This window comes from Finegoldia magna, from assembly GCF_002243175.1.
Taxonomy (GTDB): Bacteria; Bacillota; Clostridia; order Tissierellales; family Peptoniphilaceae; genus Finegoldia; species Finegoldia magna_J.
This window is the reverse complement of sequence record NZ_NDYF01000013.1, coordinates 72,680-97,039: the sequence shown is the minus strand read 5'-3', so window position 1 is coordinate 97,039 and position 24,360 is coordinate 72,680. Positions and strand designations below refer to the sequence as shown.

The following is a 24,360-nucleotide window of genomic DNA, read 5'->3' as shown; positions in this document are numbered from 1 at the left end:
TTTCAAGGAGGAAATTATGTTAGTAGCAGCAGACAAAATGTTAAAAGATGCATTAAAAGGAAAATACGCAGTAGGTCATTTCAATATCAACAACTTAGAATGGACTAAAGCTATCTTGGAAACAGCACAAGAAAACAACTCACCAGTTATTTTGGGAGTTAGCGAAGGCGCTGGAAAATATATGGGCGGATACAAAACAGTTGTAGGAATGGTTAAAGGAATGATTGAAGAATTAAATATAACAGTTCCTGTAGCAATCCACTTAGACCACGGATCATTCGAAGGTGCAAAAAAATGTATCGAAGCAGGATTTACTTCAGTAATGTTTGATGGTTCTAAATATCCAATCGATGAAAATATAGAAAAAACAAAAGAAATAGTTGAACTTGCTCATTCAAAAGGAATCAGCGTTGAAGCAGAAGTTGGAGCTATCGGTGGAGAAGAAGACGGAGTAATCGGTCAAGGTGAAATCGCCGATAAAAATGAATGCAAGAGAATTTCTGAATTGGGAATAGATTTCTTGGCAGCAGGAATTGGTAATATCCATGGAGTTTATCCAGAAAACTGGAAGGGATTAGACTTCAATGCGCTTGGAGAAATCAAAGGAGAAATCGGAGAAATGCCTCTAGTTCTTCACGGTGGAACAGGAATTCCAACTGATATGATTAAAGAAGCAATCAGCCTAGGAGTTTCCAAAATCAATGTAAACACTGAATGCCAAATCGTATTTACAGAAGAAACTAGAAAATACTTCGAAGAAAACAAAGATAAAGAAAAGAAAGGATTCGATCCAAGAAAAGTTTTGAAACCAGGTTATGAAGCAATCAAAGCAAAAGTTAAAGAAAAAATGGAAATTTTTGGATCAATCGACAAAGCAAACTAATTCGAAAAAATCAAAAATCAAACCGAGTCTATTAATTTAGATTCGGTTTTTTGATTAAAACAATAAAAAATTTAAAAAATTATAAAAAACACTTGACAAAAGAAAAAATAAAGTTTAATATATTATTATATTAATTCAAAAAGTTGAAGAAAGAGTAATAATGAATTATTTAATTCAGAGAGCTGTTGTGTGGTGAGAAACAGCGTAAATATCATTATGAAAATCATCTTCTGTAACTGGTATACTGAAGAAAGTAAGTGTACACGTTGAGGCACATCGTTACCAAAACCGTATATTGATAGATATACTAAGCGTCTGTAAATATTCATAATATTTGCAGGAACAAAGGTGGTACCGCGATTATTCGTCCTTTATCTTTTTATAAGATAGAGGATTTTTTTATTGGAAATTAGGAGGATATAAATGAAAAAAAGTTTGACCAAAGCAGAAATGCTAACTGTTAGTTTGATGTTATTCGGGATGTTTTTTGGAGCAGGGAATTTGATATTTCCTCCAATGTTAGGAAAGTTATCGGGAGGAAAAGTTGCAATCAGTTTATTGTTTTTTTGCATAACAGCAGTTGTGTTTCCGATTTTAGGAACATTAGTTGTAGCAAAAACAAAAGGATTGACGAACTTAGCTAAAAAAGTGTCGCCAATGTTTGCGTTGATTTTCCCAATGTTAATATATTTATCAATAGGACCAGGACTTGGAATACCAAGGGCTGCGACACTTCCATTTGAGATGGCTTTTATGCCGTACTTGCCAGAATCTTTTAACGTGAATGTTGCACGATTTTTGTACACATGTGCGTTTTTCGGTTGTGCTTATTGGTTAGCTCTTAATCCTAAAAAAATCGTAGACCGTTCGGGGAGATTTTTGACACCATCACTTTTGATTTTGATAACATTATTATTCGTTGGAGTTTTATCCAAGAAAGTTTTTATGCCGATGAATCCATCACAAGCTTATATGAGTTCACCTCATTTTACAGGATTTTTGGAAGGATATAACACAATGGATACAATAGCAGCGCTTAATTTCGGATTGGTAATAAGCTTGGCGATAAGAGCTATGAATATCAACGACGACAGAGATGTATTAGCTTACACAAAAAAGGGAGGAGTAGTTGCTGGTACATTTTTGGTGATAATATATGCAATGCTTTCTTTTGTAGGATTTTCTACAGCGGGATTATTTCCTAAAACTACAAACGGAGCGGAAATCTTGACAAACGTCGCAAGATTTACATTTGGATCATTCGGAGCAGTTTTATTGGCAATGATATTCACATTGGCATGTCTTACAACTTGTATAGGACTTATAACATCTGTTAGCCAATATTTTTACGAATTGACACACAAAATGTCTTACAAGAAGTGGGCGACATTGTGGAGTGTGACAGCACTTGTTCTAAGTAATTTTGGATTGAACACAATACTTAAATTATCAGTTCCGATATTATCTGCAATTTATCCAGTAAGTTTGGTGTTAATAGTTTTATCATTAAGTGAAAATCTATTCAAAAGCTCAACTGCTGTATACAAATGGACATCATATGTTACAGTTTTTGTGAGCGTATTTAGCACAGTTGTAAATACACTTGAAGCAAACAAAATTTCTACAGGTATAGTGAATAATTTCTTGAATAGTTTGCCGCTTTACAAACAAGGTTTGGTGTGGGTAATACCAGCATTTTTCACAATGTTTGCAGGATGCGTTTTAGTTAGATTATTATCTTCAAGAAACGAAAACTTGGAATTAGAATTGGAAAATCAATAAAAAATTTATGAGCATAATCTTGTAATGAGGTTATGCTTTTTGATTTGAAAAATTTTTTATTGTATAGGATAATATTATCTAGGTGATAAATTTGAAAAACATTGATTTATTTAAAACTCTTCTGAAAATTAATGCCGTGACGTTTGGCGGAGGATATACAATTGTTCCTATAATTAGAGATGAGTTTGTTAAGAACAAAAAAATAATTGACGACGATGAAATGATGAAAATAATCGCCTTGGCACAAAGTTGTCCAGGAGCGATGGCTATTAACACGTCGATTTTATTGGGATATAGGATTAATAAAACAAAAGGAGCAATCGTAAGCGTGTTAGCTGCGACTCTTCCTTGTTTGGTTATTATTTCGATTGTAAGTTTGATTTACAACAAAATTCACGACAATCCATTTATCAATATGATGCTCATTAGTATGAGTGGTGCGATAAGTGCGATATTACTGTTAACTGTTGTGGATTTGGCGAAATCAAATTTGAAAAAAGACAGAGCACTTGGAATTGGAATAATGATTTTAGCATTTGTAATGGGATTTGTGTTCAACATAAACGTTGCGATAATTTTACTTGCGTGTGCTTGTATCGGAGTGATGTATTCAAAGATTGTAGGTGGCAAATATGATTTTGATTAAATTATTCTGGGTGTTTTTCAAAGTAGGGTTATTCGCTTTTGGTGGAGGATATGCGACACTTCCACTTATCACGAATTTTGTTGTAAATGAAAATCAATGGATCAGTCTTAGAGAACTTACAGACGTACTTACGATTTCGCAAATGACGCCAGGACCAATAGCTATAAATTCTGCTACATTTGTTGGAATGAAAATCGCTTCTGTGTTTGGCGCTGTTGTCGCTACAACTGGGTTGGTGTTTCCAGCGTTGATAATTCTACTTCCATTATCCAAGTTGATTTTTTCAGGAAAAGAATTAAAGTTTTTGGATTATATCCTAAAAGGAATCAAACCTGCAGTCGCAGCACTTATATTCATTGCATTTATAGATTTGTTCGAATCAGCAGTGTTTAATGGTAAATTCAATTCTACAAATATCAACATTATTGCAGTTGTTTCATTTGTCGTGGGATTTGTAATGTATTATAAAAAAGTTTCTATCATAAAAATAATCGGCGTGTGCGCAACTATAGGACTAATATATAAATTTGTAATTTAAAAAAAGCCTCGTAATGAGGCTTTTTGTCGTTTAAATATCTATTGAATTGTCCATCATTTTTATTGACGCTTGGTATAAGCCAAGTCCTGTCAATATCCAAATAATAGTACTTGAAATTGGTATTCCCATTATTTTTGTGAACGTGCTCATTGTAATTGTATCTGAATTTTTTATCGCTATTAATTCGCTAGCATTTACGATTCCTTCACCTACATATGAGATTAAATAAGGGAATCTTGTGAATATTTCTTGGTCAATTAGAGATATAACCACGTTAATCACAATCATAATTATAATCCATGAGTAACCAGTTTTGTTTGATGGGAACAATGATTTTGTAGCAACTACTGAAAAATACATTACAATGTATCCAATAAATGAATTTACAATAAAGTTTAAAGTCAAAATTATAAACGTGAATGGAGAAACCGTAAAGTAGGGATTTTTAAATGCCAACTTAATCATTTCTAAGAATTTCGATTCACCTACAAAATACATTCCCAAGAAGTTTATTAAAGAAAATGCTATTGCAAAGATTACTGTCCAAATAAGAGCAAATAATAATTTACTCATTAAAATGTCGTTGCTTTTAACAGGAAGTGTGAACATCAAATAACCTCTGTCAGAATAATAATCGCGTCTGAACACCATGACGATTTGTACAGCTAATGCCAAGAAACTTCCGAATACTGCAAGAATACATAAAATCAAGAAAAGCATTTCGACAAATCCCATCGTTTGAGAATTTACGATTATTGAATTTTTAAATAACGCATATAACAAGCTGTTTCCCAACAATCCTACAAATAATGATATCAAGCATAATTTCAAGTTGTTTTTCAAATCGTGTTTTAAAAGTTTAAGCATGGTGACCTCCAAAAATTTGTTTGTACACATCTTCAATGCCTTTGTTGTAAGTTGATCTCAAATTTTCTACGCTATCATTTAATTCCACAGAACCTTTGTTGAGCATGATTACTCTGTCGAAAATTCTTTCGATATCTCTAACCAAGTGAGTAGTAATCACTAGAGTGGAATCAGGGTCGATGTTATCAATGATTGCATCCAAAATTTGCTCACGCGCTACAGGGTCAACTCCTGCGATTGGTTCGTCAATTATGAAAAGCTTAGCGTGACGCGACAATACAAGTGCCAAGTTCAACTTTTCAGTCATACCTTTTGATAGATTGCTGACTTTCATTTTTTTGTCCAAACTCATTTGTTCAATAAATCTAGTGAATTTTTCTGAATCAAAATCAGAATAAAAATCTTCGAACAATGCTTGTGTTTGAGCGATTGTTAGGTTAGGGTCTAGGAAAAATCTGTCCGGCAAATAACTTACGAACTCTTTTGTCTTGTAATTTACATCTTGCGAATCAATCTTCACTTCGCCCTCGTATTTTTTTATGATTCCAGCTAAAATTTTGATTAAAGTTGTCTTGCCAGAACCATTTGGACCTAGAAGTCCGATGACTTCTCCTTTTTCGGCTGTAAATGATACATCTTTAAGTGCTTGCTTGTTGCCGTATTTTTTCGACAAATTTTTTATTTCGAGTACGCTCATTTTTTCCACCTTTCATCTATAAGTTCCATTAATTTTTCTTTTGGCATATTCATTTGATACATTTCGTTTAAGAAATCATCTATCAGTTGTTGTGCCATATCATTTTTCAAAGCTTTTAATTTATCCTCGTCTACATCGACAAATGAACCAAGTCCTCGTTTACTCATAGTTATTCCACAGATTTCCAACTCTGCATAAGCACGTTGGACTGTGTTAGGATTTACATTCAATTCTTTCGCAGTTTCTCTGACAGAAGGAATTTTATCAGAAGACTTTAAATCTTGCCTAATTATTTTGTATTTAAAATAATCTACGATTTGAATGTAGATAGGCTTATTATCATCAAATTGCATATTATCTCCTTTCTCATCTGTTCTATAACAATAATACACCGTTACAATAAAAAAGTCAAGCTATTTTAATAAAATATTTACGCCCTTTGATGATAAATCGTTCAGCTCATCGATTTGTTCTTGATTAATTGTGGAATTTTTCTTAGCAAAAATTTTTCCCGGTGGATAAATCACGATATCATTGGCAATTTTTTTGTTCAGTAAATAATCGTACGTTTTGTAAATTTTCGTAGAGTCTGATTTTTTATATGAACGCAAAGCTTCCAGCAAAATTTCAAAATCTTTTTTCTCATCGGCAATCGTTGAAATCAAAACCAAGTTTTTGTCGTCAATCATTTCTATATATATTCCGTTTCTTATCAAATGCCCATTGACATCACTTGGGTTGTCACATTGAAGGACAATTCTTGTAAAATCTCTCTTGCAATTTTTTTGAATCGGAGATTTTCTGATATAATCCAAGCCTTCAATCTCACTATAAAACCAGTCTATTATTTCTTTTAATTCAGCGTATTTGCTTTCATTTTTGGTACAATAATCAATTGCATATTCCACAGATGTCATGAAAATATACGATGGGGAAGATGTCATGATCATTTGTAGATTACTCATAGTTTTATCTATCAATTCATCTTCGCAGTTAAAATTAATCGCAGCAGTTTGTGTGAACGCAGGCATCGTTTTGTGATACGAATTAATCGAAATATCACAACCCAACTGCATTGCATTTTTGTCAAAACAGTCCAGTGCAAAATGCGTTCCGTGTGCTTCGTCAACGATTATCCTTATATTATTTTCGTGACAATATGCTACAAGTTCTTCGATTGGCTGATAAATCCCATAATAATTGGGGCGAGTGATGAGAACTGCTTTGATTGATGAATCTTTCTTCAAATTGTCTATCAATACTTCTTGTTCACATACTCCATCACAGTCAATCTCCACAGATTTTCCACGAGCAAGTCGTACACCGTTGATGACAGATTTGTGGCAATTTTTCTCCACCAAAATTTTTTCGTTCTCCTCTAATACGCTCATTATACTTGCAACTATTCCAGATGTTGAACCATTGACAAGATACATCGATGATTTTGCATGCGAAAAAAGGGCAAGATTATTCCTGCCCTCAGCTATAATATTATTTGCATGGTACAAATCATCTGTATCAGATAATTCCGTTACATCAATCTTCAAAATATTTTCAAGAAAATCGTTCATGCCTTCCAACATCTTGCCCTTATGACCAGGCATGTGAAAGCTTACTTTTTCTTTTCTATTTATAAGATTTTCATACAAATTACGCATTCAACATTTTCTCCACTTCTACCATAATTGCACATTCAGTACGTTTCTTTTGCATTGCGCATCCCAATTCGTATGGCTTGTAAATATCGTGATTAAAATTGTACGCATTTGCATGGCAACCACCAGAACAGTAGAATTTGCACCAACAATTTTTGCAATCTTCTTTTGTAAATACGTGACAATTCAAGAATTCTTCACGCAAATCTTCTGGTAAAGTTAGATTTTCATCCAAAATATTTCCCATTTTGAATTTTTCGTTGCCGACAAATTGGTGACAAGGATAAATGTCACCTTCTGGAGTTACTGCAACGTATTCGCAGCCTGCTCCACAACCTTGCATTCTTTTTATTACACAAGGACCTTGAGTCAAATCAACCATAAAATGGAAGAACTTGAAGTTAGAACCATTTACTTGATCCTTTGCATAATCCACTGCCAACTTTTCGTATTCATTCAAAACAGTGTCCAAATCTTCCTTAGTAATAGCGTAATCGTCATAATCGCTGTCTACAACAGGTTCAATACTTGACAATTCAAATCCCAAATCCTTGAAGTGTTTTACATCTTCTGAGAAATCCAAGTTTTTCTTAGTAAAAGTTCCTCTTACGTAATAATATTTTCCTTTTCTTCCTTTAATAAGCTTTTGGAATTTAGGAACGATTAAATCATAAGATCCCTTATCGTTCAAAGTTTTTCTCATATTATCGTTGACAGATTTTCTACCATCAAGACTAAGAACAACGTTGTGCATATTTTCGTTGATAAAATCAATCTTGTCATCGTCCAACAAAACGCCGTTAGTAGTTATTGTAAATCTGAATTTCTTACCTTTTTCATCGGCTATTTCATTGCCGTATTTTACTAATTTCTTTACAAGTTCGAAATCCATCAAAGGTTCTCCACCGAAGAAATCCACTTCCAAGAATTTTCTTGAACCGCTATTGTCAACCAAATATTTCAAAGCTTTCTTGCCAACTTCTTCTGTCATATAAGCTTTGTGTCCACCAAAATCACCTTGTGAAGCAAAACAATATTCGCACTTCAAATTACAATCGTGAACAACGTGAAGGCACATTGCCTTTAACACAGGTTCTCTCTTTTTGAAATCTTCAATGTGAAGATAATCATCCGATGAAAAAAGCATATTAGCTTTTTCCAATTCTCCAATTTCCTTGATAGAATCTCTGACAGATTCTTCAGGATATTGATCTAATTTTTCTACTATTTCATCTGCACTTAAATCTTTGTAATAATCAAGTACATCGTAACTTATGTCGTCAAAAACATGGACACTTCCACCGTTTACATCTAAAACAATGTTGTGGCCATTCATTTTGTATTTATGTATCATATAATTCTCCTTTCAGCTACCGTACTATTTTATAGAAAATTCTGAATTAAGTCAATAAAAAACGAAAACCACTCAAAAGAGTGGCATTAATTTAATAATCGCATATCTGATTGTTTACTTAAAAGTCTTCAATCATTATGTAAACAAGATTATCTATTTTCGTTTTCACATTCTTGGTTAGCAACTGTGCAAGAAGTTTTGCAAGCTGATTGGCAAGATGTTTGGCATTCACCACAACCACCTTTGCAAGCTGATTCTTTCAAAGTGTTAGGTGTTAAAGTTTTAATATGTTTTTCCATAATATTCACCTCAAAATAATTATATCATAAATTTAGAAAAAATGTGAGAAATAATATATTATCTGAATAATAAAATAAATGATTGAATAAACATAAGATAAGTGATATATTTATTTTATAAGGAAGAGATTAAAATGTTCAAATACATTACACACAACAAAAAATTATTCTACTTAACACTTCTTACAGCGCCAATAGCCGTTGGATTTGACATTGGATTGGCGTGGCTTTTGAGAATTATAACAGATGCAGGAACTAATGGAGAAGAACAACTTTTGCCCAGATTAATTCTGATTTCTGTGTTGTACATAATTTTTGCAAGTATTTCCGATTTATTATATCGAAAAAGCACAGTAGAACTTACGAACAATTGTATATATAATGTTAGAAATGATTTGTTCAACAGTATAACCGACGAATCTCTAATCAAAATATCCAAACAAAATAGCGGATATTATATATCGATGTTTTTGAATGATTTGGAAGATTTGAAGATGGATTATTTCAAAAATATGGTGTCTTCTTATCATGAAATTCTCAATTTCGTAATTTCCTTAGCGTTGCTTGTCAAAATCGACATAATAATGGCAATAACCATAATAATATTTTCTGTGGTGTAATTAGCAGTGCCATTTATTTTCGAAAAATTAATCGAAAAAAGACAAGAAGAACTTATGAATATAAGAAATGAGTACACATCGAGTTTGCAAGAATTCGTGAACAATTTCAATTTGATTAAGTTTTTCAAAAAAGAAATTATTTTTCAAAAAATTAACCAAGATAAATCCATTGAATATCGTGACGCATCAAATACCAAGGAAACTTTGAGCAAAACTATTTATGTTTTATCATTTGCCAGTTCATTGGCAATGTATTTGGGTTGTATGTTGGTCGGAATTTGGCTAGTGTTCAAAGATAGAATAACCATCGGTCAAGTAATAGAATCTAGTCAATTGATGGCTTATGTGACAGGACCGTTATTGAATTTCACAGATATAATGACAAGTTTCAAATCATCAAAACCAGTCCAAAACAAAATTATGAATTTCATCTCAGAAGAAAAACCTGTTGAATTAGAAGATGAATTCGAATTTAATAATTTGAAATTAAACAATATTTCGTTCAAATATCCAACAAGTGACAAATACGTGTTGAAAAATTTGGATTTTACATTTGAAAAAGGCAAAAAATACATTATTATCGGAGAAAGTGGAACAGGTAAATCAACCATATTTAAAATATTGCAAAAACAAGAAATTGCAACAGAAGGAGAAGTTCAGCTTAACAATAAAAATATTTTGGATATTACAGATAGCACATATTATTCTAAAATCGGATTTGCAACACAAGACACTGGAATATTCACAGCTAGTATCCAAGACAACATATCCTTGTTTGACAACAAACCTGTAGATGACACAATTATTGAACAATTGGGGTTAAATACTTTGATTAATTCCAAACCAAAAGGAATTGACACTGTAATATCCAGCGAAGACAAATCTATCTCAGGTGGAGAAAAACAACGAATAGCCATTGCAAGACTTCTCAACGAAAACTTCGACTGTATTTTATTAGACGAATCAACATCTTCATTGGATAAAAATAGTGTGGATATCGTTGAAGAATGCATACTTTCGAAAAAAGATTTGACAGTAATTGCAATTACACATCACTTGACAAGTAAAGCTATCGAAATGAGCGATTGTATTGTAAAATTAGAACAAGGGAAATTAGTACCAGTTACAATGTAAAAAAATTAAAAGAGGTTAATAATATGGAAACTAAAAAAACATATAACAATTATCAATTCTACGAAACACCTGCATTGACTAAATATTTGGAAGAACAATCAATAAAAGGTTATAGTTTTTCAGGTGCAGTGGGAGAATTTTTAGATGTATTAAAGTTTAATCACTTGGAAGATAAAAAAAGTAAATCTTTTATTATTCTGCGTAAGCGCTTGGACGAAAATATCGATGAAAAAATCAAAGAAATGAAAAACAACAAAACAGAAATTATACACGAAAATAATACGTATATTGTATTTAGAAATAATTCTGAGATTGTGGATACGGAGTTAGAATCCATTATAAAAAAGCAAAATGTTCTCCAAGCAGTTTCCATCAAAAAATCTGTAGCATTTATCAGCATATTATTGATTATCTCTGTGATTAGTTTGGTTTTGAATAAGTTATGGCCACAAAACACAAACGTAGTGGTAAATAGTTTGAATGTGGGAGTTTGTATTTCTCTAATTATTAATTTCTTGATTTATTTTATTGGAGATTTGCACGATTATTTTTCAGGAAAAGCAGTAAAAACAGACGGGAAGATAATATTTAATGACCGTAGCAAATTAAAAGATATGCTATTTCGAATTGGAGATGTACTTAAATTCGCAATATTATTGGTAAGTATATTTCTTAGCATAAAAGTTGTGCTACAAGCAAGTGATCCTGCGGTTACAGTTAATGTTTTAAAAATGTGGTCGATATTTTGTATTGTGGGATTTACTTCAAGGATAAAATTCCAAAAATCATATATCGCATTGCTTTTTATCGAAGTATTTCTGATAACACTTGGAGCATTTTAGAGAACAAAAATAAATTTCTATGTAAAAAATTGCGCGATTAATTTCGCGCTTTTTTAGTACACATTTGTTGTAGGAAATTGGTTTTTTTTATAATATGCTCTATAATTATATTTGAGAGTATAATTATGGAGCAGAATATGATAGAAGTAAACAACCTGAAAAAAGATTATGAAATAGTTAAGAGAAAAAGTTTATTGAACAAAGAAAAAACAATCGTAAATGCAGTGAAGAAGATTTCTTTTGAAATTGAAGATGGAGAAAGAGTAGGACTCATTGGGCTTAATGGAGCTGGAAAGACCACTACGATTAAAATGATGACTGGAATTTTGTATCCAACGGATGGTTTCATAAAAGTGAATGGATTCACTCCGTCTGATAGGAAAAAGGAATTCTTGAATGAGATCGGAGTATCAATGGGACAACGTTCTTGTATGTTTTACGATATTGACGTGATAGAATCATTCAAATATTTCAAAGAAGTTTATGAAATTTCAGATGAGGATTTTGAGGAAAGGTTACAAGAATTTGATAAAGTTCTTGGACTTTCACAACTTTTACATACTCCTGTAAGAAAATTGTCTTTCGGTCAGAGGATGAAGTGTGAATTGGCAGTGAGTTTTATTCATTTGCCACAAACGATATTTTTGGATGAGCCTACTATTGGTCTTGATGTTGTGGTTCAAGAAAATATATTTGAGTTTTTGAATATGATAAACCAAAAATACAATTCTACGATCATATTGACCACACATGAAATAGAAAATATAGATAAATTTTGCCCTAGAATTAGAGTATTAAATCATGGAGAAGTGATTTACGATGGAATGTGCAATAAATTTTTGGATAGGGATAAGTATAGAAAACTTACCGTATCTTCCAAATACGTTGAGTATTTGAAGGATTTTAATCCAGACATTGACAATGAGAAGGCGACAGTTTTATTGACAATAGACCAGTTAAATAGTGTAGACATTTCAAACTTTTCTAAGTCCGAATTTACTATCGAAGAATTGAGCTTGGAAGATGTTTTGAAAACTAAATTGAGGGATGAATGATGAAATTATTTGCATGTTCTCTAAGAATCGCTCTGAAAAAGATGTTTGCTTATCCAAATGAAATAATCATGATATTTTTTCACAGCCTTTTCCAATTATTGTCGACGATTTTGTTTTGGGTTGTGTTATTCGACAATGTAGATTCTTTTGGATACGACAAATCTTTCATATATTTGTTGGCAATGGTCGGGATGTTATCGTCAGCCATTGAAGAAATGTTTTTCGGACTCAGAGATTTTGAGTGGTTAGTGCGTGACGGAAGTTTGGATAGGTATTTGTATCGCCCTCAAAATATTTTGTTTATGATAATGATAGAAAATATTCCACTTGTTGCATTTATTGAACAACTAGTGCTTGGAATTGTTGGAATAATTTTGGTAGTAGTGAAATTTGATATCGCGATTTCTTTTGTATCTGTATTAAAGATGATAATTCTTTTAATAATAGGAAACGTGTATTATCAAACGATTTATGCGACAATAACTATGCTGAGTTTAAGGTTTGAAAAAATATCGACATTAAGGGATTTGATTTTCAATTTTAATTTTTCAAAAAATTATCCTACTACGATTTTCCCGAATTTTTTGAGAAAATTTCTGACTTATGTAGTTCCTGTTTCATTGATAGCATTTGTTCCAACATTAGCTTTAAGCGGGAAACCTACTAGACATTTTCCTATAATAATAATTTGCTTAGTAGTGAGTTTGATGGTTTTATACATTGTGTACAATCGTGGACTTAGAAGATATTCTTCAAATGGAGGTTAGAATGAAAAAATACTTAAAGTCTTTGAAAATAGAATACCTAAATTCAAAAGAATACTTTGTTTCTTTTGTTTCCTCCATATTTTATATACCAATCACAATAATTGTTTATTATTTTTTGTGGAAATTCATAATGAAAGGACAAGCTGATATTGCTGGAATGAATTTTGACGATGTGATTGCGTATTTCATAACGATTTTGGTTGTAAAAAATTCAATATCAAATACAATGGCTGAAACGTATTACATATTCCAAGATATAAATTCGGGAAACATTGACACGCTGATAACTAAGCCAATATATTATCCTCTTACTAGATTTTTCATATCTCTAGGAAGAGTTGTAATATCAATGCCTTTGGGGATAGCTTTTTGGATAGCAGTTCAGTTGTACTTCGACAAATTTTCATTTGTATCACTTGGATATTTTATAATATCCTTGTTTTTGGGATTTTGCTTGATGTTTCAAGTGTTGTGCATTTTAGGGTTACTAACATTTTGGTTAAAATCTGTACTTAGTCTCAGAGATATATTTTGGTATATATTGGCAATATTTTCAGGAGAAGTAGTTCCCTTAGCGTTTTTCTCTGGGAAATTTGAAATTATACAACACAATCCACTTGCCGGAATTTATTATATCCCTGCAAACATAATTAACTCAAACAATATAAAGGCTTTGATTTTGGAACAAGTAATTTACATCGTGATTTTTTCCATAATAATTTATTTTATGTGGAGAAGAGGAATAAAACATTACGAATCACAAGGCGGGTAAATATGATTTTTACATTGCTGGAAACTGTATGGCTAGGAATAGTACTAGCGTAACAATAACACCAGAAGGAAAGTTATTAAAGTGTTATTCTATGGTAGGAGATAATAATTTTTTATATGAAAAAGATGTGTATAATAATGACGTTGAAATTAAGAATATACCTCCTATATTAAAAAATTGCGATATCATGCAATGGCCACTATATAGCAAGTGTATGGGAGGATGTGGGTACAAAGAATATTCAAATAAAAATGGGTTTAAAATAAATTGTAATTATGAATCTATAAATTATTTGAATAAATTATATTTTTTGTTTGAATTGTCAAATGAATTTGGTGTTTACATAGAAAACCCATTGGAGATGATAAATAATGTTGAAATTAAAAAGATATGTTTCAAATAAAAGCCTTGCTATTTATTGTTTGATAAATGGTCTATTAAAAATTTTGTTTTTAGTATCTCCACTTGTTGCAAAAAAGTTTATAGATAATGCAATGAATAAAAATTTTAATAATATGTTGATTTTTGGACTGATAGATGTTTTCTTATTTTTATTAACTCAGGTTGTATCTTATATATTTGATATTTTCAGTAAAAAAGTAGAAACATCAGCAATATCTAATATTTTCAAAGAGGTAAATGAAAATTTGGATACATATAGAGTAAAAGAACATTCAATTAATAGAGATAGGATTAATCAAGAAATAACAAATAATCTTACATTAATAAAAGGCTTTATTGTAGATATACCTGTTAGTATTGTATTTTCTGTTATTACTATGATAGCAATATTTTTAATAATGTTAAAATTGTCTATTAGCTTAGCATTAGTTATGATAATTGTAGTCCCAGTAGGTGCATATATATCATATAAATTAGGTTATTTGATTTCAGATTATTCGGAAAAGGATTTAACGAATAATAGAGATATTAAGGGATATCTGCTAGATAAATATTCTATTACAAAGTCAGAAAGACTTTAAAAAAAAAAGCAGATGTTTGATATAAAAATTTTATTAGAAAATTATGAAAATACCTTAAATAAAAAATATAAATTAGAATCTCTTGTAAATAATATGATGATTTATTTTGTTTTAAATGGTGTAATAATTTCTATGTATTTGATTTCTGGATATTATGTGTATAGAAATATGATTACAATAGGTACTTTTTATGCTACACAACTTTATGTGTCTAGATTTTGGACACCAGTAGAATATTTGTTTGACATAAGAAATCAATATTTAACAGCAAAGCCAGCAATAAATAGTTTTTTGAATTTTATGGAAGTAAAAAAAACAAGATACAATTATGATATTATAAAAGAAATAGAATTGGTGAATTTTGAATGTTTGAGTAATAAAGGGAAAGTATTAAATGAAAAAATTTCTATGAAATTTGATAATAAAAATATAAATATAATTTCTGGAGATAATGGTGTAGGAAAAACAACTGTGATAGAATCTATTTTGAATTATACTGATAGATACAATGGAGATATATTAATAAATGGAAGAATATTAAAAGAGAGCTACTATGATATGGTGTACATATCATCTGAATATAATATATCTAATTTTGGATTGTTATCTGATAAAATAAATTTTTCTTCTGGACAAAAGAAAAAAGCACAAATAGAGTTAGCATTAAATACGGATAAGAGTGTTTATATAATAGATGAACCTACTAATTTTTTAGATGAAGAAAATAAAATCAAAATAGCGAATATGATAAATGAGTTGTATTTTAAAAGGAAAATAGTGATTTTGATTACGCATGATAGCGAAATTATTAATATGATAAAAAATAAAAAAATGTATTTTTTAAAAAAATCTGCATGAGATTATACTCGTGCAGATTTTTCATTTATTAACATTCTTTGTTTTCTCCTATTGTTCATAAAATTAATTAAAGCTCCACTGAATATTAAAATATATCCAATTATACTCAAATAATCAGGAATTTGATGTAAGAATAAAAATCCGAACAATCCTGTAAAAATTATCGTAGAATAATCAAACACTGAAATTTCAGAAGCAGGAGCGAATTTGTAAGCCAATGTTATTCCAAATTGTCCTATAAGGGCTGCAAGTCCAACGCCGATAAGAGCAAGGATTGATGATGTGCCCATTGGAACAAAATTAAATATCATAAAAGGAATACATATTATACACGAAAATCCCGAGAAAAACGCAACGATAAACGAACTATTAACTCCAAGGGTGTTCAATTTTCTAACGCAAGTGTAAGCTCCACCTGCACAAACTCCACCCAAAATTCCTATTAAATATGGAAGGATTTCATGGATTTGTAGTGTAGGTTTTACAACAAACAAAACCCCTACAAATGCTATCAAAATCGAAATTATGTGTTCTTTCCTCAAATCTTCTTTTAGGAAAACCCAGGACAAAATCAATGTCGCAAAAGGAGCTAGTTTGTTGAGAACTGATGCATCAGAAATAAACAAATGATCCAACGCATAATAATTACAAAAAATTCCTGCAGTACCCAAACTTGCTCTCAAAATCAAAGTTTTCCATGGGATTGATTTAACATCGTGAAGCTCTTTTACTTCTTCTTTTTTATTCGATTTTAGTAAAATTGCGAAAGCCACCAAAAAAGCAATCAAATTTCTGAAAAAACTTTTTTGTATAGTTGGCAAATCTCCAGCAAGTGGTATGAATAAATTCATAAGAGCAAATCCAAATGCTGACAATAATATTGCTATAATACCTTTAGTTCTATTATTCATTTATTACCTCCGTATTAATAAATGATATCATAAAACAATGTAGATTTGAAATTTATTCTATATCGCTAGATTTTATTAGGTGGTATAATCAAAAAAGAGAGGAATTTGTGATTATGAAAACTAAAGAGAAAAAATATTTTATTTATTCAAGTTTGTTTTATGTATTTATTTTTGTGCTTGATTTTTTAGTGTCTGTAATTACATCAAATTTTGCAGACGAATTTGTAAAACTAAATACAGTAGAATTTCAAAATACAATAAAAACTATGTTAATTATAATATTAGTATTTGGTGTGAAATTTTTATTAGAAAAACTGATACCTTATAAATTAGAATTAATAAAACATCAATTAAAATTTCAGTTTAAAAACAATATACTAAAAGATATTTACAATTTACGAAAAGAATTGTTATTCGAATTGTCAGGAGAGCAAGTTTTGCAAATTGTAGATAAGGATAGCGAAATCGTAGCAAGTTTTAGGTATGAATATTTGGTAGAATTCTTTTCTTCATTATTTATTTTTGCGATGGTACTTGTTTCATTTTTGGTTTTAAGTTATAAGGTGACTTTTATTTTTGTTTTATTAGCTATTTTGCAAGTAATACCGCCAATAATTACTAAAAATAGCTTATATAAGATTTACATGGATACTAGAAAAATAGAACAAGATACTACTAACTGGATTATTTCAGCATCAGAAGGAAGAGATGTTTTGAAAACTTTTAATGCGACTGATTGGTATTTTAAAAATAAAAGGAATTTAGATGAACTGAATGTAAATGCTGGTACTAAGGCTGAAATTGCATTTGCTCTTGAAAATGCGATGTATTCTCTGTTAGATTTGATTTTAAAAATAGTTAGTTATGCAATTATTGGTATAGCAATCTATAATCAGGAAATTACCATTGCTGATTCGGTGTTTATGATTATGTTACTGAGTACGTTTTATTCCAATTTTGAGAATATAACAAAATATATTTCGAAGGTTCAAGAATTCAATGTATCAAAAACTAGAATAAATAATATTTTAAATAAAGATATTAATAGTAACGATGTAACAGTTTCAGATACTGATTCTCTAATTGATTTAAAAATTAAGGATTTAGATTTTTGTCAAAATTTAAATGGAACGAATCTTAAATTAGAAAAAGGAGATAAAATTCTAATTTCTGGGAGTAATGGCAAAGGAAAAACAACAATTTTCAATTTGATTTTAGGACTTTTACACTCAAATAGCAAATTGGTTATTAGAGATATTCCAGAAAGACTTATAAGTTATTTAAATCAAAATGATTTATGTATTTCTTTTACAATGAGAGAGATTATGGGTATGCTTGAAGGAAAAGAATACGTTAAAAAAGTCAAAGAACTCTGCAATTATTTTGGGATTAAGGAGCTTGATTGGGATAAATACTTAGATGAATTATCAGGTGGAGAAAGAAAAAAATTCGCATTAGCAGTGTGTATGGCATCTGATAAGAATATACTTTTGTTAGATGAACCGACAAATCATTTAGATGATAAATCAGTGGAAAAACTAATCGGTGTTTTAAGATCTGATTCACGAGAAATGATTGTAATTAGTCATGATAAAAGATTAAATAAAATATGCAATAAAACTTTAGATTTAGATAGCGGTGATAATTATGTATAAGGATTTATTCAAGTCTATGAGACTTGGCGGAATATTAGGGCTGATTAGCAATATAATTCAAGATGTGTCAGCAGTTTTCATAGCGACAGTTTTGGGAACTTTTACATCTGCGGTATTGAATTCAGATATAAAAATGATGAAATCTTCAATATATAAGTTGCTCATTGCTATTTTGATTACGGTAGTTTTGATACCTTTATTTCAGATTTTATCAAATAAAATTATCCTGAAAAATAGTTTTACTCACGAAAATTTGCTAATAGACAAATACTTAAAATTTGATGAAAGTATTTTAAGGGATATAAAATCTTATAAATTTGACAATATTATAGAAAAAGAAGCTACCATGCTTAGATTGAATTTTATATGGGCATTTCAAAATATTTCAGAGGCTTTAATAATCGTGTTAATTTCTATAATAAGTTTGAGTGAATTACCAATTTATTATTTCATGTTCATAGTTGCTATGGGATTTTTAAGATTCGCATCATTTACTACTTTTAAGAAGGAAGTTTCTGAATATACAAGAGACAAATATACATTTAAGGAAAACGAAAGAAAAATATTATTTTCTTGCTCTTTTGAAAAAGATTGGTTGAAATTTAATAATTTGTACACAAAATTCATACAGATATACAGAGAATTATTTGATGAATTTATGAAAGATAAAGTAGTAAGAGGGGAAATGTATACTAAAACTCAATACGCAGTAAGAAATTTAGCAGATGGATTGTTTCTAATATTAGTAGTGGGATTTGGAATTATTCTATGTTCCAAGCAAATTATAGGAATAAATTCAATAATAAAAGTTTTAGCTATGTCTGTTGTTATCAATAAATTTTTCGATTGTGTCAAAAAGTCTGTGGACTCATTTATTCAATTAAAAAGTTTAAAAGTTAATGTTGGAAAATTTTATTCAGATATTTCTCAAAAAAAGAATTTCGATAATAAAACGAATCATATTGAAATTATTGCAGAAAATCTAGCTTATAGTGTAAATGACAAAAACATTTTAAAACCTGTAAATTTTTCCATAGAAAATGGAGATAGGGTAAAAATATCTGGGGAAAATGGAACTGGAAAAACAACTTTAATTAAAATTTTAAGTAACATTTATACCGATTATAATGGAAATATTAGTATTAACAACACAGAGTTAAATAACGCTAAGAATATCAACATAAATTATTTTTGCCAAAACTCCTATGTTTTTCCAACTACTGTGAAAGAGAATATTTTCCTTTGTAAGAAAAAAACAGATACTGTATTCACAGATAATAAGTTACTAATGAAAACAAATGTGAATGGTCTATCTGGTGGGGAAAAACACAAAATAACTTTGGATAGGGCGCTAATTGGAAACTCAAGAATATTTATATTTGACGAACCACTCAATCACTTGGATAGTGAATCGACAGAAAAATTTCTGAAAGTTTTTGATGAAATTGAAGGAATAGTAATTTTTGTCGACCATAAAAATATCATTAAAAACTACAATAAAGAAATAATATTATCTCACTAAAAAATCTGCCTGTTGCAAGGCAGATTTTAGTTTTAATATGCGTTATTGTAAATTGTTTCGATGTCTGATGTTGACAAATCTGAGTAGCTTGTTTTATATGCAGCTGTGTTTTCAGCCATTTCTTTGATTTTATCTTTTGGAATGTCGAGTTCACGAAGTGTAGTTGGAGCTCCGATTTCTTTGAAGAAGTTTTGTAGTGCTTCGATTGATTCTAGTGCTAATTCTTCATCTGTTTTTCCTTCTGGATCTATATTCCACACGTTGATTGCAAAGCTTCTGAATTTTTCCAAATGATTTTTGTAGACAAATTTCAAATAATTTGGATGAACTACTGCAAGACCCATTCCGTGCGTTACATCAAAATATGCAGATAATGTGTGTTCTAATTTGTGGCTTAACCAATCTGAGCTTTTGCCAGTGGCAGTAAGTCCGTTGATTGCAAGTGTACTTGCCCACATTAAGTTACTTCTGGCTTGGTAATCTTCAGGATTTTTGAGAGCTACTCTGATACTGTCGATTACAGTTTTCATCAAGCTTTCTGATATATTATCTGTTGTGTTTTCGTAATCTGGTTCTGAAAAATATTCTTCCATTATGTGGCTGAACATATCGCAAGTTCCACTGATTAATTGATATTTTGGAAGTGAATATGTGTATGTTGGGTCGATTATTGAAAATACTGGATACAATAATCTGTGTCCGTAGCCGTATTTTTTCTTTCTTTCGATATTTGAAATTACACAGCTACCGTCCATTTCACTACCAGTTCCAGCCATTGTAATTACTGTTCCCAGTTTGATAGCGTCTGTTGGTTTGTTTTTTTCTTCGAAGAAATAATCCCAGAAATCTTCATCTGTTTTTGCGCCCATTGCGATTGCTTTTGAGCAGTCCAATGTAGATCCGCCGCCTACAGCTAATATAAAATCAATGTCATTTTCCTTACAGATTTTGATTCCTTCATATACTTTGTCAGTTCTTGGATTTGGAGTAATTCCAGAAAGTTCGAAAACTTCTTTGCCTTTCAAATTTTCCATAGCATCATCGTAAACTCCGTTTTTCTTGATGCTTCCTCCACCATAAGTTACCAAGATTTTATTGTAATCTTTTAATTCTTCGGCTAGATTTGTAACTTGATTTTCACCGAAATGTACTCTTACTGGATTGTAAAATGTAAAATTGTTCATAGTGCCCCCTTGTTTTATCTCAAAATTTCTCTTAATTTAATATATATCCGATATTTGATTATTTAAAACAAAAAAGCAGCGTAAAATTACGCCGCTTAATTCATTTCTTGTATTATCTTGTAAACTATATCTTTGATTTCTGTTGAATCGAAAATCGTAGTGTCAATTTTTTTGATGTTTTGCAAATTATCGGGAATAGGCGATTTGATAAAAGAGTTTAACTTTTCCAAAGCCATATTTATATCCAAATCTTCATTGTATCCGAATGATTTCAAAAGCTTATCTGTCGATGAATATGGAGAAGTTGTAGCCATAATTATCGAAGGCGTGTAATCATAAGAATCGATGACGTATTTGTCGTAGGCAAGAGAAGCCATTGCAGTTTGAGGGGATAATGGATACTGACATTCCAAAAATAATCTCAAAATTTTCTGACTGGCTTCATCACTTGTCATGCTGTACGTTTCAATACAACTTAGTTTTTCAAGTTCTTCTGGATACAAAGTAAACTTATTGTTTTCTCTAAAATCAGTGTAAATCTCTCTTATTCTATCTTGATTATTGATCAAATGATGCAGTAATCTTTCGATATTTGCCAAGACCAATCTCTCAAATGATGTGGACTCTTCGCCAAAAACTTCGTCGTAGACAAATTCTCCCGTATCCAAGAATTTTTTGAAAGATAGTGGACTTTTTGTCGCGCAAATTATTTTATTAATAGGAAGTCCCATTCTTTTTGCGTAGAAACAAGCCATTATGTTGCCAAAATTTTCCGTAGGAATACTAACGTTGATTCTTTTTCCAGCTTCTATCTCTCCGTATTTTACCATAGTCACATAACTGTAAAAATAATAAATAACTTGAGTGAGAACTCTGATTATATTCAGAGAATTGCACGTAGAAATCACGGATTCTTTTTGTGCAATCAAGTCTTTGATATCAGAATCATTTATCAAACTGTCCACTAATTTTTTGCATTCATAAAAATCACCATTCACGCCAATTGCGCAAACATTGTCGGATAGCGTGGATAATAATTTTGATTTTTCGATATCCGAAATATTATTTGGATAAAACACGAAAACTTTTGTGTTCATCTTTTTGAAATTCTCAATCGTAGATACAGAAATATCAGTAGAAGCAGTGAACAAGTATAGGTTTTTCACATCTTCATTATTATTTAAATTAATATCTATAAATTTAGAGATAATACTCAATGACAAATCCCTATAAGACAGACTTTTGTTGTTGAAAAGTTCGACGTAGCATCTATCATTTGTTTTTCTCAAGAAAACATTAGGTTCATCTCCGTCGTAAGCGTTATTCACAATGCTAACTATCGAATCTTCGTCAATATCAGTCAAAAAATGCTTCAAAATATATATCGCAAGTTCGTTATATGTCATATCTCTAAGCACATCAATATCGTACAAATTATCTAAATTAAAAGGAACGTAAATATCATCATTTATACAATTGAAGATTACTTCTTGAGAATCGATAGTTATTGAATTATCCCTAGTGCTAATAAATTTCATATTTCCTCCTAATATTATTCTAATTATATCATTTTATGAGATTTAAGTTAATCTTTTTAAATTTTGACAAAATTTGAGTAAAAAATACCAAAAATATAACGAGAAGCTTATAACTATTGTTTATTTTTTTTTGAAGAGTATAATAATAGTAAAGCGTTTTCTAATTACTAGAATTGATTATCGCTTTGGGTAAGAATTATAAAGAGAAGGAGAGAGGACATTATGATAAAAGTAATTCTTAAAAAGAACATCAAGTTTATGGCAGTATCTTTGATTATGAGTTTAATTATGGTTGTGGCGACGTTGTCAGTACCATTTTTAAGTAATAAAATTTTCAGAGATATTACCAACATTCAAAGAAGTGATTTGTACTTATTGTTTGGAATAATGGTTTTAAATTATTTTATTCAAATAGGGCTGATTCTTTTAAAAGAAAAAGTAGCAGTGAATGTGAATTCAGAAAATTTGGGCAATTTTATGCAGGATTTATTTCACGTGAAGTACGATACTATGATAAATTTGGGAAACAATTCACTGATTACGAAGATTTCGAAGTTGACCAATTCCATTTACAGTTTTTTAATTGACGATGTAAATACAATGGTTAGTTCCATTTTGATAATCATTGGATCTTTGATTTTTGTTTCAATTCAAAATATTTATTATGGTTTGATTTTACTGGCGATAATACCATTTACATTTTTTGGATTTAAATTAATCAATAAAAAATTATCCGAAAAATGTGTTTCATTATCAGCGATTACTTCGAAAAACTACCAAGATTTTAACAATATTTACAGCAATCCAGATTTCTTGAAGCAATATTCCAAATTTGATGGCTTTGATAATCTTATGAATAAGAAAATCGTTGAGATTTTTGAAGCACACAAAAGCGTCAACCAATTCGCTGGTGCAGCAAGCAGTAGTATTAGAATGTTCAATGAACTTGTCCAAAATGCTATTTTAATCTGGATAAGTTACAATGTTACGATAGGAAACGCTAAGTTATACTCAATCGTTGTGTTTACTTTGGTTATTAATGTGTTTTTCGATTCGTTGTATTCATTAAATGGAGTGAACATCGATTTAACTAATTTGAAAGTGGATTCTGGATTTTATAAGGAAAATATTTTAGATAATTTGGAAAACAAAAATGGTGTTGCAATTGAAAATACAATTAGCAAAGTTAAATTTGAAAATCCAGTTGTAAAAATTTTGGATACTGAGTTCAAATTTGAAATTAATGAAGAATTTTATCCTTCAGATATTGTATACATAGATGCAAAAAGTGGCGCTGGTAAAAGTACACTTCTACGTTCGCTGTTGAATATTAGAGATGTTGATGGAATATTCATAAACGAAAAGGACGTCAATTCATTATCTTTGGATGAATTAAGAGAGAAGGTCGCATACGTTCCACAAAATCCACTTATTATTCCAGCAAGTTTGAGGGAAAATATTTTGGTGGATACAGTCAAAGACAAATCTATCGATGAAAAAATATTGTCTATGGATGTTTTGAAGCCTGTGTTGAAGAATAAAAACTTGGATTCAGAAATTTTGGCAAACGGAGAAAACTTGTCTGGAGGAGAAAAACAAAGAGTATCCATCGTTAGAAGTCTTATGAGAGATGCCGATGTTTATATTTTTGACGAAATAACTAGTAACTTGGATTCAGAATCACAAGAAGATTTCTTCTCCAATTTTATTAAAGATATCGACAATAAAATCGTGTTCATAATTAGCCACGATAAAAAAGTTCAAAAATATTGCAACAAGACAATGCAAGTAAAATAAG

Annotated in this window: 25 protein-coding genes and 1 other annotated feature; of the genes, 16 read left to right on the top strand and 9 right to left on the bottom strand. The window is 30.3% G+C overall.

Translation table 11 applies throughout. The annotated features are described in order from the left end of the window. Positions 1-16 precede the first annotated feature (16 nt). The 4 genes from fba (at position 17) to B9N53_RS05580 (ending at position 3,849) form a co-directional block, all read left to right on the top strand. Complete coding sequence (gene fba, locus B9N53_RS05595; RefSeq protein ID WP_002835224.1) at positions 17-883, top strand: class II fructose-1,6-bisphosphate aldolase; 867 nt, start codon at positions 17-19, stop codon at positions 881-883. Positions 884-1,019: 136 nt separating this feature from the next. Further along, positions 1,020-1,258, top strand: a binding site (T-box leader). Between the two features lie 48 nt (positions 1,259-1,306). After that, entirely contained in the window at positions 1,307-2,665 is a 1,359-nt protein-coding gene (gene brnQ, locus B9N53_RS05590) for a branched-chain amino acid transport system II carrier protein (protein WP_094204056.1), read from the top strand. A gap of 82 nt (positions 2,666-2,747) precedes the next feature. Continuing rightward, positions 2,748-3,311: a chromate transporter gene (locus tag B9N53_RS05585; RefSeq protein ID WP_242432416.1), complete on the top strand. Its 564-nt coding sequence runs from the start codon at positions 2,748-2,750 to the stop codon at positions 3,309-3,311. Then, positions 3,298-3,849 carry a chromate transporter gene (locus tag B9N53_RS05580; RefSeq protein ID WP_094204054.1) on the top strand — a complete coding sequence of 184 codons (552 nt, stop codon included), beginning with the start codon at positions 3,298-3,300 and terminating at the stop codon, positions 3,847-3,849. Before B9N53_RS05585 ends, B9N53_RS05580 begins: the two co-directional genes overlap by 14 nt. A gap of 30 nt (positions 3,850-3,879) precedes the next feature. On the opposite strand, the gene B9N53_RS05575 is transcribed toward B9N53_RS05580, so the two are convergent. The 6 genes from B9N53_RS05575 to scfA form a co-directional block, all read right to left on the bottom strand. Beyond that, positions 3,880-4,716 (bottom strand): antibiotic ABC transporter permease, encoded by an 837-nt coding sequence (locus B9N53_RS05575; RefSeq protein WP_094204053.1) that lies wholly within the window; start codon positions 4,714-4,716, stop codon positions 3,880-3,882. Beyond that, positions 4,709-5,413, bottom strand: a complete 705-nt coding sequence (locus B9N53_RS05570) for an ABC transporter ATP-binding protein (RefSeq protein ID WP_094204052.1) — start codon at positions 5,411-5,413, stop codon at positions 4,709-4,711. The genes B9N53_RS05575 and B9N53_RS05570 overlap by 8 nt, the downstream gene beginning before the upstream one ends. Then, on the bottom strand, positions 5,410-5,766 hold the full coding sequence (locus B9N53_RS05565) for a GntR family transcriptional regulator (RefSeq protein ID WP_094204051.1): 357 nt from the start codon (positions 5,764-5,766) through the stop codon (positions 5,410-5,412). Before B9N53_RS05565 ends, B9N53_RS05570 begins: the two co-directional genes overlap by 4 nt. Positions 5,767-5,826: 60 nt before the next feature. Beyond that, positions 5,827-7,071, bottom strand: a complete 1,245-nt coding sequence (locus B9N53_RS05560) for an aminotransferase class V-fold PLP-dependent enzyme (RefSeq protein ID WP_094204050.1) — start codon at positions 7,069-7,071, stop codon at positions 5,827-5,829. Further along, positions 7,064-8,422, bottom strand: a complete 1,359-nt coding sequence (gene scfB / locus B9N53_RS05555; RefSeq protein WP_094204049.1) for a thioether cross-link-forming SCIFF peptide maturase — start codon at positions 8,420-8,422, stop codon at positions 7,064-7,066. Before scfB ends, B9N53_RS05560 begins: the two co-directional genes overlap by 8 nt. Positions 8,423-8,571: 149 nt before the next feature. Continuing rightward, on the bottom strand, positions 8,572-8,721 hold the full coding sequence (scfA, locus tag B9N53_RS05550) for a six-cysteine ranthipeptide SCIFF (RefSeq protein ID WP_002835215.1): 150 nt from the start codon (positions 8,719-8,721) through the stop codon (positions 8,572-8,574). A gap of 134 nt (positions 8,722-8,855) precedes the next feature. On the opposite strand from scfA, the gene B9N53_RS09340 reads away from it, so the two are divergent. The 9 genes from B9N53_RS09340 (at position 8,856) to B9N53_RS09330 (ending at position 15,752) form a co-directional block, all read left to right on the top strand. Next, entirely contained in the window at positions 8,856-9,341 is a 486-nt protein-coding gene (locus B9N53_RS09340; RefSeq protein ID WP_242432415.1) for a hypothetical protein, read from the top strand. Between the two features lie 6 nt (positions 9,342-9,347). Further along, entirely contained in the window at positions 9,348-10,475 is a 1,128-nt protein-coding gene (locus B9N53_RS05545) for an ATP-binding cassette domain-containing protein (protein ID WP_242432414.1), read from the top strand. Positions 10,476-10,498: 23 nt separating this feature from the next. Continuing rightward, positions 10,499-11,317, top strand: coding sequence for a hypothetical protein (locus B9N53_RS05540; RefSeq protein WP_094204048.1), 819 nt, complete (start codon positions 10,499-10,501; stop codon positions 11,315-11,317). 137 nt (positions 11,318-11,454) lie between these two features. After that, entirely contained in the window at positions 11,455-12,372 is a 918-nt protein-coding gene (locus B9N53_RS05535; RefSeq protein ID WP_094204047.1) for an ABC transporter ATP-binding protein, read from the top strand. Further along, complete coding sequence (locus B9N53_RS05530; RefSeq protein ID WP_094204046.1) at positions 12,369-13,139, top strand: ABC transporter permease; 771 nt, start codon at positions 12,369-12,371, stop codon at positions 13,137-13,139. The genes B9N53_RS05535 and B9N53_RS05530 overlap by 4 nt, the downstream gene beginning before the upstream one ends. Before the next feature lies 1 nt (position 13,140). Then, entirely contained in the window at positions 13,141-13,911 is a 771-nt protein-coding gene (locus tag B9N53_RS05525) for an ABC transporter permease (RefSeq protein WP_242430243.1), read from the top strand. Between the two features lie 28 nt (positions 13,912-13,939). Beyond that, complete coding sequence (locus B9N53_RS05520) at positions 13,940-14,314, top strand: hypothetical protein (RefSeq protein ID WP_094204044.1); 375 nt, start codon at positions 13,940-13,942, stop codon at positions 14,312-14,314. Then, on the top strand, positions 14,283-14,894 hold the full coding sequence (locus B9N53_RS09335) for an ABC transporter transmembrane domain-containing protein (RefSeq protein ID WP_242432413.1): 612 nt from the start codon (positions 14,283-14,285) through the stop codon (positions 14,892-14,894). The genes B9N53_RS05520 and B9N53_RS09335 overlap by 32 nt, the downstream gene beginning before the upstream one ends. 12 nt (positions 14,895-14,906) lie before the next feature. Beyond that, positions 14,907-15,752 (top strand): ABC transporter ATP-binding protein, encoded by an 846-nt coding sequence (locus tag B9N53_RS09330; RefSeq protein ID WP_242432412.1) that lies wholly within the window; start codon positions 14,907-14,909, stop codon positions 15,750-15,752. A 2-nt stretch (positions 15,753-15,754) separates the two neighbouring features. Here B9N53_RS09330 and B9N53_RS05510 read toward each other — a convergent pair whose 3' ends face one another. Further along, a complete protein-coding gene (locus B9N53_RS05510) occupies positions 15,755-16,663 on the bottom strand; it encodes a DMT family transporter (protein WP_094204043.1) in 909 nt (302 codons plus the stop codon). Positions 16,664-16,776: 113 nt separating this feature from the next. Between B9N53_RS05510 and B9N53_RS05505 the strand changes: the two genes are divergently transcribed. Together B9N53_RS05505 and B9N53_RS05500 are read left to right on the top strand one after the other, a co-directional pair. Then, a complete protein-coding gene (locus B9N53_RS05505) occupies positions 16,777-18,318 on the top strand; it encodes an ABC transporter ATP-binding protein (protein WP_094204042.1) in 1,542 nt (513 codons plus the stop codon). Beyond that, positions 18,311-19,840 (top strand): ATP-binding cassette domain-containing protein, encoded by a 1,530-nt coding sequence (locus B9N53_RS05500; RefSeq protein ID WP_242432411.1) that lies wholly within the window; start codon positions 18,311-18,313, stop codon positions 19,838-19,840. The genes B9N53_RS05505 and B9N53_RS05500 overlap by 8 nt, the downstream gene beginning before the upstream one ends. A gap of 32 nt (positions 19,841-19,872) precedes the next feature. Here B9N53_RS05500 and B9N53_RS05495 read toward each other — a convergent pair whose 3' ends face one another. Together B9N53_RS05495 and B9N53_RS05490 are read right to left on the bottom strand one after the other, a co-directional pair. Continuing rightward, positions 19,873-21,024, bottom strand: a complete 1,152-nt coding sequence (locus tag B9N53_RS05495) for an iron-containing alcohol dehydrogenase (RefSeq protein WP_094204041.1) — start codon at positions 21,022-21,024, stop codon at positions 19,873-19,875. A gap of 95 nt (positions 21,025-21,119) precedes the next feature. Continuing rightward, positions 21,120-22,562, bottom strand: a complete 1,443-nt coding sequence (locus B9N53_RS05490) for a threonine synthase (protein ID WP_094204040.1) — start codon at positions 22,560-22,562, stop codon at positions 21,120-21,122. Between the two features lie 222 nt (positions 22,563-22,784). Between B9N53_RS05490 and B9N53_RS05485 the strand changes: the two genes are divergently transcribed. Beyond that, positions 22,785-24,359 carry an ATP-binding cassette domain-containing protein gene (locus tag B9N53_RS05485; protein ID WP_094204039.1) on the top strand — a complete coding sequence of 525 codons (1,575 nt, stop codon included), beginning with the start codon at positions 22,785-22,787 and terminating at the stop codon, positions 24,357-24,359. The last annotated feature ends 1 nt before the right edge of the window (position 24,360 follow it).

Bases quoted from the DNA above. Each gene is read 5' to 3' on its own strand.
- scfA (WP_002835215.1), bottom strand. From the start codon at position 8,721: ATGGAAAAACATATTAAAACTTTAACACCTAACACTTTGAAAGAATCA.
- B9N53_RS05535 (WP_094204047.1), top strand. From the start codon at position 11,455: ATGATAGAAGTAAACAACCTGAAAAAAGATTATGAAATAGTTAAGAGA.
- B9N53_RS05575 (WP_094204053.1), bottom strand. From the start codon at position 4,716: ATGCTTAAACTTTTAAAACACGATTTGAAAAACAACTTGAAATTATGC.
- brnQ (WP_094204056.1), top strand. From the start codon at position 1,307: ATGAAAAAAAGTTTGACCAAAGCAGAAATGCTAACTGTTAGTTTGATG.
- B9N53_RS05525 (WP_242430243.1), top strand. From the start codon at position 13,141: ATGAAAAAATACTTAAAGTCTTTGAAAATAGAATACCTAAATTCAAAA.
- B9N53_RS05560 (WP_094204050.1), bottom strand. From the start codon at position 7,071: ATGCGTAATTTGTATGAAAATCTTATAAATAGAAAAGAAAAAGTAAGC.
- fba (WP_002835224.1), top strand. From the start codon at position 17: ATGTTAGTAGCAGCAGACAAAATGTTAAAAGATGCATTAAAAGGAAAA.
- B9N53_RS05485 (WP_094204039.1), top strand. From the start codon at position 22,785: ATGATAAAAGTAATTCTTAAAAAGAACATCAAGTTTATGGCAGTATCT.
- B9N53_RS05570 (WP_094204052.1), bottom strand. From the start codon at position 5,413: ATGAGCGTACTCGAAATAAAAAATTTGTCGAAAAAATACGGCAACAAG.
- B9N53_RS05540 (WP_094204048.1), top strand. From the start codon at position 10,499: ATGGAAACTAAAAAAACATATAACAATTATCAATTCTACGAAACACCT.
- B9N53_RS05500 (WP_242432411.1), top strand. From the start codon at position 18,311: ATGTATAAGGATTTATTCAAGTCTATGAGACTTGGCGGAATATTAGGG.
- B9N53_RS09340 (WP_242432415.1), top strand. From the start codon at position 8,856: ATGTTCAAATACATTACACACAACAAAAAATTATTCTACTTAACACTT.
- scfB (WP_094204049.1), bottom strand. From the start codon at position 8,422: ATGATACATAAATACAAAATGAATGGCCACAACATTGTTTTAGATGTA.
- B9N53_RS05510 (WP_094204043.1), bottom strand. From the start codon at position 16,663: ATGAATAATAGAACTAAAGGTATTATAGCAATATTATTGTCAGCATTT.
- B9N53_RS05495 (WP_094204041.1), bottom strand. From the start codon at position 21,024: ATGAACAATTTTACATTTTACAATCCAGTAAGAGTACATTTCGGTGAA.
- B9N53_RS09335 (WP_242432413.1), top strand. From the start codon at position 14,283: ATGTTGAAATTAAAAAGATATGTTTCAAATAAAAGCCTTGCTATTTAT.
- B9N53_RS05530 (WP_094204046.1), top strand. From the start codon at position 12,369: ATGATGAAATTATTTGCATGTTCTCTAAGAATCGCTCTGAAAAAGATG.
- B9N53_RS05490 (WP_094204040.1), bottom strand. From the start codon at position 22,562: ATGAAATTTATTAGCACTAGGGATAATTCAATAACTATCGATTCTCAA.
- B9N53_RS05505 (WP_094204042.1), top strand. From the start codon at position 16,777: ATGAAAACTAAAGAGAAAAAATATTTTATTTATTCAAGTTTGTTTTAT.
- B9N53_RS05580 (WP_094204054.1), top strand. From the start codon at position 3,298: ATGATTTTGATTAAATTATTCTGGGTGTTTTTCAAAGTAGGGTTATTC.
- B9N53_RS09330 (WP_242432412.1), top strand. From the start codon at position 14,907: ATGTTTGATATAAAAATTTTATTAGAAAATTATGAAAATACCTTAAAT.
- B9N53_RS05565 (WP_094204051.1), bottom strand. From the start codon at position 5,766: ATGCAATTTGATGATAATAAGCCTATCTACATTCAAATCGTAGATTAT.
- B9N53_RS05520 (WP_094204044.1), top strand. From the start codon at position 13,940: ATGGCTAGGAATAGTACTAGCGTAACAATAACACCAGAAGGAAAGTTA.